The sequence below is a fragment of the Limnohabitans sp. genome (genome assembly GCF_040401495.1).
Classification (GTDB): Bacteria; Pseudomonadota; Gammaproteobacteria; order Burkholderiales; family Burkholderiaceae_C; genus Limnohabitans.
Genome location: NZ_JBBAOI010000042.1, coordinates 1 through 4,295 on the forward strand (window position 1 = coordinate 1; position 4,295 = coordinate 4,295).

General features: G+C 48.1%; 2 protein-coding genes. Both read left to right on the forward strand.

Annotated elements, in window-relative coordinates:
- The first annotated feature begins 5 nt into the window (after positions 1 to 5).
- Positions 6 to 4,004: a flagellin N-terminal helical domain-containing protein gene (locus AC9UEO_RS13360; RefSeq protein WP_509534482.1), complete on the forward strand. Its 3,999-nt coding sequence runs from the start codon at positions 6 to 8 to the stop codon at positions 4,002 to 4,004.
- Positions 4,005 to 4,032: 28 nt separating this feature from the next.
- On the forward strand, positions 4,033 to 4,295 hold a 263-nt coding region (locus AC9UEO_RS13365), incomplete at its 3' end, for a hypothetical protein (RefSeq protein WP_509534485.1).

Sequence of the window (4,295 nt, forward strand, 5' to 3'; positions counted from 1 at the left end):
AAAAAATGGCAGTTATTAATACCAACGTCAAAGCATTGTTTTCACAGATGGCACTCGGAACATCCGGTCGTGCACAAACTGTTGCAATGCAGCAATTGTCAACAGGCAAGCGCGTCAACTCGGCTAGAGACGATGCCGCCGGTATGGCAATCGCAACGCGCATGACGCATCAAATTCGCAGCTTGAACCAAGCCGTGCGAAATGCCAACGACGCCATTAACCTGATCCAAACCGCTGAGGGAGCCACCAACGGAATTACCGACATGCTGCAACGCATGCGTGAATTAGCCGTTCAAGCAGTCAACGACACCAACGACAACGCACAGCGTAGTTACTTGGACTTGGAATTCCAACAACTTAAACAACAGATTGTTCAGATTTCTGACAACACAGAGTGGAACGGTTTCCCTGTGCTTAACGGTACTGCTGGCGAACGTGTGGGAGAGATGCCGGTTTATAAGGCTACATCTAACAATTTGACTGGATCGGTGTTTATTAATCCAACGACTACTCGAACAATTGCTGGCACGGATGCGGGTGAGCAGCAAACATTGACATTTACAGGAACTCTAGCAGCGACAACGTTAGCAGCTGGAACTATAAATGTTGGTGGTATTGATGTAAACATAACTGCAGCAGATGCAGTAGATCAAACAACATTTGCTACCAAAGTAAAAACCACTTTGGAGTCAACCAGTGCTTTTAGCCCTTTGACTTCAGGTCGAACTATTACTCAAAACTTAGGTGTATTGACTATCACGTATGGTGCTAATGAAGGCAATGTTCCTGATATTCCAGTAGTTCTAAACGGAACAATGACAACAGCACCTACGGTTGCAACGCCCCGTGCAGCTATGACGCAAGCTACAGAAGCTTTTAGCAACAACGGGGCATTCACAAAAAGCGGTTCTTTGAGCTTGAGCGTAACCACTGCCGGTGTTTTATCGGCAGCATTTCTTACAAATGACAATCAAACAATTCCATTGACAGGCACATTATCTGCAGCAAATGGAACTGTAACGTTCGCGAAGGCAAATGGTCTAAACAATCAAATTCTCTCTGATGATGTTGTTTACACATTAAAGGATTCGACAGGTACAGCAACAGCGACTACATCTCGTGCAATCTCCTTAAGCATCGCAGTTGACGGGAGTATCCCTGCACTACGCAATGGTGATTTGCAAATCAACGGTATCGATATCGGCGCCTCTTATCCTTCGGACGACAAACTTTCACCCTTGAATAACGCAGCCGGTAGTGCGATTGCGAAAGCTGCAGCGATCAACCGCAAAGCAGTTGACAGCGGCACTTCACAAGGCGAAACCCAAAGCATCACTTTGGGTGGAACACCAACTGTAGGCACCATCACAGTAGCAGGTATCCCCGTTACATTGACGGCAGCAGACAACACAGCACCTTTGGTTGCAGCAAAAATTGCAGCGACTTTGAAAGGTAACCCACAGTTTGATACTGCCACTACAGGACGCGTAGTCAGCTACGCAGCAGGCAGTTCAGTAGTAAATGTAACTTTCGCTACCAAAGAAGGTGACGTACCTACATTGTCTGTATTACCCGGCACAACTGGCGTGACTGGGATTGTTGAAGTAACTGCTCAAAACTTCACTGCATCTCCTGGTACTGGTGTATTTGCCAAGGTAAACGAAAACATCATGTCCGGTAAAGCGATGTCTGGAACCGCTGTGGTGTCTGGTGTTGTTTTTGTTAACGGTTACGCAAGTGCAGATATCACTACAGTAATGAACAACACACGTGAATCACGTTCAGCTGTGGTGCGTGCCATCAACCTCATCTCTGATAAAACAGGTGTGAAAGCCATTGACACGGGGTCGGATGCCAAAGGAATAAGCTTGGTAGCACAAGATGGACGCAATATTGAAGTCCGTTTTGAGACTACAGCCAATGCAGATGATTTTGGAAGTCGTACGGGTCTTCGCCAAGGTGTTCAAGCTGGAACGTACTCACTCGAATCGAAGATTCAAGCACCTATTGTTTTGACAGCTGGCTCAACAGGCGACATTACGCGTGCTGGTTTGATCAGCGGCAACTTCACTAAAAATGAGTCTGTTGTTAACACTAGCCCACGTTCATTAGTGGGCCCTGCGCAGGCTCAAGTTGAGAGTTTCACAATTGGTGGAACTGTGGCTGCGACGGATACTTTTTCAGTGACCATCAACGGGACAACTTTCACTAACGTAGCCGGTCCAACAACTCCTCAAGGTGCAAGAGACGCGCTTGTTACATTGATCAATGCCAACACAACACTTGGAGTAACGGCAGTAGCTGGCAACTCAACCGGTGAAATGCTCTTAACAGCATCAATGCCTGGAACATCTTTCACACTTGCAACTGCAAAAAGTAGCGCTGCGGGAACAATTGCAAACGTTAATGTCAAACCAAACGCGCCTTCAGGCTTTAAACCTTTGGGCATGGATGACTTAACAATAAATGGCATAAAAATTCGCCCAACGACTTCTGCAGACGATATCTATTCAAGCACAGCAACTACAAGTAGCGACAAGAGTTCCAGTGCTATTGCCATAGCGAATGCAATCAATTCACAATCGCCAGAGACTGGTGTACGTGCAATTGCAAATGCAGCCACAACAAGTGGAGTAAATACCACTACTATCGTTCCCGCGAGTGGAAATTACACGCTATATGTAAATGCAACGCCTATCAATGTAGCGTTTGTTCAAAACGAAACGGGTACAGAACGCCGTAATAAAGTGGTTGCAGCCATCAACGAGCGAACAGGTCAGCACGGCATTACCGCAACAAACAATGGTAATGGTGTGTCGCTCTCATCAGACGGTCGCAATATGTCGGTTTGGTTTGATTCGAACGTGCAAAATTTATCTGCAGCGAGTTTTGGACTCGATAAGGGAGGCGCTGTTGCTCAAGTTTCTCGCGTAACAGTGGGTGTGCCAGTTGCAGTGGGAGATACAGCGACAGTAGTTATAAATGGTGTCACGATTACTTCAGCTGCGGCAGCCGCAACTACTGCTGCTGATTTGGCATCAAAGTTACAAACAGCAATCAATACAGCTATTACAGGAAATGCAACTCTAAAAAACATGTCGACATCAGTGGATGGTGCCGGTAATATTTTGATAACCTCATTGGTTGCGGGCTCACCATTTGAGTTAAAGGGTGCGGCTGTTACTCCAGTCGGAGCTACTAGACCAACATTAGGCCTATCAACAGTCACCGCCAACAGCATGGGTAACAACGATGTAACCGCTATCGGTAGCATCCCTGCGCAATCTGGTGCTGGTATTGCTGCACAGGCTGTTGCTACATCCAAGATGGCCAAAACTGTCTACGGCACAGTTCGCATGATCTCTGACCCTGCGCTATTGCCTAAATCTCCTGCTCCAGGAGGCGCACCTCCATCTGACCAGATGTTGAAACTCAATGCCACCGGCAAAGCATTCACCGTTTCTTCTGGTGACGATGGTTTCGGACCGAACAGCAACTTTGCCGCCTTGGGATTCCAAGAGGGCACGTTTGGTGGCCGTTCAAGCGAAGACATGGATCCTCCAAAAGTCGGCCGCTTGGCCTTTCAAGTAGGAGCCAGTGCGAAACAAGTAGTCACGATCGATTTGGCGGACTTTGGCAAGAACGGCCCTATCACCAGCGAAATCACGGGTGACGTAGACCGTAACGTCGAGCAACGCTCTGCGCGTATCAATACATCACAAGGTGCAACGGACGTTCTAACAAAACTGGACGCGGTGATGGATCGCGTGAACGCTACACGTGCCACGATGGGTGCGGTGATGAACCGACTTGACCATGTGGTGACCAATTTGACAAACGTGTCTATGAACTTGTCTGCTTCACGCAGCACGATCGAAGACGCCGATTACGCTTCTGCCTCTACCGAATTGGCCAAAACCCAAATCATGCAGCAAGCAGCAACAGCGGTGTTGGCGCAAGCAAACACCAGCCAACAGTCAGTCTTGAAGTTGTTAGGTAACTAAACAACCTCAAGCACATAACGGCTAAACCATGAAAGCCGCCAAAGGCCAAACGCCTCAAGCAGCAGATCCAGCAGCGGGTCCCAACAAGGGGCCTAACTGCTGGGACTGCCGTCATCTCATGATCACTTGGGATGTGCGCACACCTTATGGCTGCAAGTTGATGGGGTTTCGCTCCAAATACATTCCCTCAATCGAAGTTTTGAGGACTGATGGCCGTTTTTGCAGCGGTTTTACTGCCAAGCCTGCGCCAATAGCTCCGAATACGCCCAAACCCAAGCCCACATTGGCTGT

What these genes read in the sequence shown, in the direction of transcription:
- AC9UEO_RS13360 (WP_509534482.1), top strand. Translation starts at nt 6, where the DNA reads ATGGCAGTTATTAATACCAACGTCAAAGCATTGTTTTCACAGATGGCA.